This window comes from Corynebacterium sp. H127 (assembly GCF_037482665.1).
Lineage (GTDB): Bacteria > Actinomycetota > Actinomycetes > Mycobacteriales > Mycobacteriaceae > Corynebacterium.
In genome coordinates this window covers 1-5,701 of sequence record NZ_JBBHKY010000020.1, presented here as the reverse complement: position 1 = coordinate 5,701, position 5,701 = coordinate 1, and the positions used below count along the sequence as shown (strand labels likewise).

Annotated in this window: 3 protein-coding genes; 2 read left to right on the top strand and 1 reads right to left on the bottom strand. The window is 48.8% G+C overall.

Annotated features, from left to right (window positions below; genetic code table 11):
- Positions 1–777: 777 nt before the first annotated feature.
- Positions 778–2,955 carry an ATP-dependent nuclease gene (locus WG936_RS12090; RefSeq protein WP_339573051.1) on the top strand — a complete coding sequence of 726 codons (2,178 nt, stop codon included), beginning with the start codon at positions 778–780 and terminating at the stop codon, positions 2,953–2,955.
- Positions 2,956–2,962: 7 nt separating this feature from the next.
- Positions 2,963–4,771: an ATP-dependent helicase gene (locus WG936_RS12085; protein WP_339573050.1), complete on the top strand. Its 1,809-nt coding sequence runs from the start codon at positions 2,963–2,965 to the stop codon at positions 4,769–4,771.
- 679 nt (positions 4,772–5,450) lie between these two features.
- Here WG936_RS12085 and WG936_RS12080 read toward each other — a convergent pair.
- Positions 5,451–5,693 carry an rRNA adenine N-6-methyltransferase family protein gene (locus WG936_RS12080; protein ID WP_445227967.1) on the bottom strand — a complete coding sequence of 81 codons (243 nt, stop codon included), beginning with the start codon at positions 5,691–5,693 and terminating at the stop codon, positions 5,451–5,453.
- Positions 5,694–5,701 lie beyond the last annotated feature (8 nt).

The following is a 5,701-nucleotide window of genomic DNA, read 5'->3' as shown; positions in this document are numbered from 1 at the left end:
CACCAAAGCCTGGACTACCGTACGCCGGCTGAGGTCGAGCACGAATTTTGGATGAGTAGCCCAGAACAAGAAATAATAGAAATCAAGGCAAACGCCTAGGAACAAAACCCGGGGCACTTCACTCCAAACATCCCAATTGGCGTGGCGGGGTAAGTTTGGTTTTTTTCTAGAAAGCCACGGTATGCCGCGATTCGTCATAAACGAACATCACGACGGCAGCTGCCACCCTCCCGACTCTGGTGCGACTACAGATGGGTTAAGCCGCCCATGAACTTTCGATCATATCGAGCAGATGGTTCGTTATCTACTGTACGAGTAACGTCTTCACCTCTCAGTTGCGATAACCAAATCTCCTGGTGTCAGCATTAATCCTGCAGCATTCTAACCCTATTAACCTTGTGTAATCAGTAAGGTCAGCAAACCCCACCTCCCGAACTCTTCAAAGCAAGCATTGGTGTCCAGTTGCCACAAATCGCCCCGGACCCCCAAGAAAGTAAAAGTGATCTCAACGCCATCGTTATAGAATTAGATGCCCCCCAAATGTCCATTCAAGAAACTCAACACACAGATGAAAACCCTTTGAAAAACTCTCTGAATCAATAGATCAAGAAGGATTCCGAACCCTGGTCAGCGTGAGAATTTCCATCAGCAATTGAGATATAGTTGGAATTCATAGAGGGTAGTATCCGTTCCGTTCTCTAGCCTCGTCACAGTTACCACTCTGTGGCTGAACGATATACACCACTCCGACAAGAGGGAGTAAGCAGCAACGTGCACATGTCACGTATCTCGATAGTTAACTATCGAAATTTCGCGCGGACAAACGTCCTCCTCAATCCAGGAGTCAATACCATCATCGGTGAAAATGGTTCCGGAAAATCAAATCTCTTTCGTGCCATTCGCTTGCTCCTCGACGATGCTTTCGCCACGCGCCGTCACGATTTGAAGGACACAGATTTTCACCGAGGACTGCGCGACTGGCGTGGACACTGGATCGTCATCATGATTGAATTTGCCGACCTCAGCGACGACGAAGCAGTCCAATCACTGCTTCTCCAGCACACCGCTGACGAATCTACACAAGATTGCGGCCGTGCAACCTACGCCCTGGTATTTCGACCGAACGAACAGAAGCGGAATGAGTTTGCCAACCTGGGAAAAGGAGACCATACTGGTCTGTCAGCCCTACAAGAAACGGTCACCCTTGACGACTACGAACGGGTACTTCTTGGAAAAATGAGTGCTGATCTCACCGACCCAAATCAGTACGCTGCAATCGTAGGAGACTTCGACAACGCAGTTTTTCCGTCAAATTCAAATGGAACTACGCCGGACTTCGCTACTGAAATTGGAATCCCCATCCAAAGAGACATGTCGCTATGGCGCGAATTTTCATTCACATATGTGCCGGCTCTTCGAAACGTCGTCGCCGACTTTAATGACCCCTGGAAAAACCCACTGCGAACGCTCTTGTCGGCAAAGAGCGAGCACATTCCCGCAGGTGACCTTGACGATATTATTCGAAAAGTCGAAGAGCTCAACAAGAGCATTGAAGGTAGGGACGATGTTCAAGACATAACAAAAGGTATACAAGCAACTTTCAAGGAGGCAGTGGGCGAAACCTACTCGCCTACATCCATGAAAATCCACTCAGAACTTCCTGTCAAAGCATCCGATCTCTTCAAATCACTCAAATTATATGTAAGCGAAAACGGAGATGCCTCGCCCAGGCGACTGCAGGAGATGAGCTTAGGCGGTGCCAACCTAGTCTATCTAACATTGAAATTGTTGGAATTTGAGTACCAGGCTAAACGTCAAGCAATTGCAAACTTTCTCATCATCGAAGAGCCAGAGGCTCACATCCACACCCACGTGCAAAAGACCCTTTTCGATCGGGTCGCATTCGAAAACACCCAGATTATCTATTCAACACATTCCACCCATATATCCGAGGTCAGCGATATTCAAAGCGTGAATGTGCTCTCGCTTGAAGATGGTTCGTGGGTTGCGCTCCAACCTTCAACAAACCTAAAAGCAGACGAAGTAAAATCAGCCCAGCGATTCCTCGATGCCATCCGTTCAAACCTGCTTTTCTCTCGAAGCGTTCTCCTCGTAGAAGGTGACGCAGAAGAGATCCTGATCCCAAATCTTCTAAAGAAGATCTATGGAATCAGGCTCGATGAAATCGGCGTGAGCTTGATAAATGTTCGTAGTACAGGATTCAAGAACCTCGGCAATCTATTCCACAATGACCGTCTTCGCAAGCGCTGCGCGATCGTAACCGACTTGGATGCCACATTTTTCGACACAACTCCTCATGAAGATGCTGCAGAAAGAATAGCCAATCGCAAGATGAAAGCTGCTCGTTCAGCCGAATCGGGACAAAACAGAAAGGCGATGCTCGAGGAGTTCTCGTCCGGCAATCCATACGTCCAAATTATGTATGCCCGGCATACATTCGAAGTCGATTTCGCGGACGCTTCTGAGGCAAACCGCATAATTCTGGCCGCCACAGTCCCCGAAATCTACCGTCGAACGTCAAGCCAACAAAAGATCAAGGAGGCCCTGACTGATTCAACTATGTCTCAATACGGCCAAGCAGCATTGAGCCTGGCCAATAAGGTGGGGAAAGGCTGGTTCGCCCTGATGGTTAGCAATCATCTCGATGTTGCTGATGAAAGTTGCGGACCTGTACTTCCCGGTTACATCCTCAATGCCCTCGCCTTTACTGCCTCAGAACTCCCTTCGGAAACATGGGCACGAGTCATTGCTTATCGCATCGAGTCGCGGAAGGCATCGTCGTGCATGCCTAATGACCAACTTTCCGCCTGGTTGGAATTGCTTGAGATCTGCACCCACGAAGAGTGTACGGTCGACCGCCTACGCGAACGTATAGAAGCCTTCACCGACACTGATGTACAGCTTTTGCGGCTCATCCAGGCATTTTGTCGGTGAAGCTACTGTGCGAGAATTAAACGAGGATCAGCAAATAGCTGTAGCAACCGAAGGCGACGTTCTCCTGGTGGCCTGCCCGGGAAGTGGCAAGACGTACACTCTCATACATAAAATCGCTGAGGAATTGTCGCAAGTCACCTCTCATCGAGACTTCGTCGTCGCGCTGACTTATACTCACGTAGCGGCCGAAGAGATTCGAGACCGTGTAGAAACGTTGGGGGTCGACACCAGCCAGCTCTGGATCGGTACCATTCACAGTTTTTGCTTGACTTGGATACTTCGTCCCTACGCGATCTACCATGATGATCTCAAGAACGGATTCAGCGTTGTCGACACTTATGAAAGTGAAGAGCTTCTCGACGAATTCACGAAGAAACATCCACCACTGAAGTCCCGGTTCGAGTGCAAATATTATGCGACCGAAAGCGGATTCTCGCCTGACAAAAGTACTCCCGCAGCAAACATAATGGCTGTGGAGGCGTCAATCGGTGAATATCACGCGCAACTGCTTAAGCAAAAGAAGATCGATTTCGAGATGATCCTCAAATTCGCATATGACCTGATATCGGAACATCGTCCCATCGCTAAACGTCTCAGCCAGCTCTTTAGTATGATCGCCATCGACGAATACCAGGACACGAGAGAAATACAGTACTCGATTGTTTCTCGAATCCTCCGTGAGAAGGAGTATAGGCCCAAGCTGTTCGTTGTGGGAGATCCAAACCAGGCCATCTATGGATCCCTTGGTGGTATCGCCAAGTCAGCTAACGAACTTAGCGCTTTGACCGGTCGGCAAATTGAACAGCTAGCATTGCATAGCAACTACCGATCTTCACAACAAATTGTTGACTACTTCAGCTATTTTGCAGTTACTCCTTTGCAGATTCAGGCGGCGGGTCCTAGCAAGCTCGAGCGCGGCGATCTGATTCACGACATCACGATTGCTAAATCGGAACTGGTTCCAGCAATTGCAGCGCTCATTCGGCACAACACTGAGACCTTAGGCATTCCACCTGAACAGATTTGCATCGTGGCCCCCTGGTGGATTCACCTCGCCTCGATGACAAGAGCACTCGTTGCAGCCCTTCCTGGATACAATTTAAATGGCCCTGGGCTATCCCCGTTTGGCGAGAATCGTGACAATTTTTGGTACAAAGTTGCACGAATTTCCCTAACGGACTCCGCGCCCGACCTCTTCCATCGCAGGATCCGATGGGCCAAAGAAATCTTAGATGAGCTTTACCAAGCTGGACATGAAAGCAATTTAAGCCCCAGAGAATTCCTCAAGACCACCAACAGTATCCGTATACAGGCAACTAGCGGAACTGAGTACCTTGCACAATACTTCGACGAGTTTATCAAGGCATTTCAAATTGCTGTCGTTCCAGACTCAGAATTACTAATTCAGCGTCAAGGATTTTTCGACAGAATGACAAACCGGCTCCGACGCATACGAAACGATGAAAGTGTTGATGGCGACGATCTTGAAACCTTTCGGGCTGTCTTCCGGCCCAGGACTGGCATCGTCATATCCACCATCCACGGCATCAAAGGAGCAGAATTCGACACTGTCATTGCTTTTGGATTGCTAGAAGGCCAAGTTCCGCACTTTAATGAACCGGATAATGAAAAAGAGGATGCGGCCAAGAAACTCATGTTCGTCATTGCCTCACGAGCCCGCCGAAACCTCTATCTGATATCAGAAACCGGTCGCGGAAATCAACGATTTCCGAAGTTCCAAAGCCGAGTTCTCGGGACGATCGACGCTCATTACTACACGTCTCGGTCAGTTACCAAACTTCTTAAAGACTCGTAAGAGAAGTGGCACTAAAAGCAGCTGTAGGTTCGCAATAACAGGTATCTTATCGTCATAAAAGAGTGGGAAAATCTAGCTCCGATGTTCAAATGTTCCCTTAACGATTGAAGATCTCCAAACAGCTATTCATGAGCACTGCGTCACCCTCGGAATGAGCATACTGATGTACCACAGGCGGAAAGCAACTATCGGAGCTGAAGATCGATCTAAGCAACTGAGCCTCATAGCTAAGGATCTAACACGTCCCGTGAATCCTGCGTTTCGTATCGTGGATTGAGTAGACGATGCTTATGAAGCGACCCGCAAAGCCGGACTAGGATTTGTTTATCTGCTCACCAATGAGCCTTGGCTTTAACGCAAAATCTTCAACTGAAAGCCTCCGGATCGGCCATCAATCTAGGGATACATATTCATTAGCCGAGTGACGTCACCTATCCAGAAGGTGAAAGCATTTCATTCTTTCCTCAACTAGGTGCTTGCCAGATAATAGGCAAGCAGGCTTCAGTCTGGTACTAAATCACTATCCAATATCAACCTCTGCGTCTACGCTTAGAAACTCCGCGGGATGTACGCGAGGGTTCTTGTTCACGTCGATTGAACAAGTCAACCCAATCGATGCGACTCAGTTTTGGCGGCAGTGCTGATGGTGAGATGCCACGCGATTCAAGCCATCGACGGACTAGAGTTGTCGATCTAAAAGCCGTGTGTGAGTGAGTATTTCGGCTAGCCCACGGCCTTTCCCGGTAAAGACGGAGTGCACCATAGCCTGAAACGCTTTCCGGTCTTTAACAGATACCACGGGTTCATCAACCCTAGAGATCAACAAAATCCCTCCGTCAACATTAGGCCGTGGTTTAAACGCCGAACGCGGCACACGTTCACCGAGCTCAAAAGTAAACCACGGAGCCCACTGCGCAGTCATCATGGTTA

Coding starts and splice junctions, on each gene's coding strand:
- WG936_RS12090 (WP_339573051.1), top strand. CDS start 778: ATGTCACGTATCTCGATAGTTAACTATCGAAATTTCGCGCGGACAAAC.
- WG936_RS12080 (WP_445227967.1), bottom strand. CDS start 5,693: ATGACTGCGCAGTGGGCTCCGTGGTTTACTTTTGAGCTCGGTGAACGT.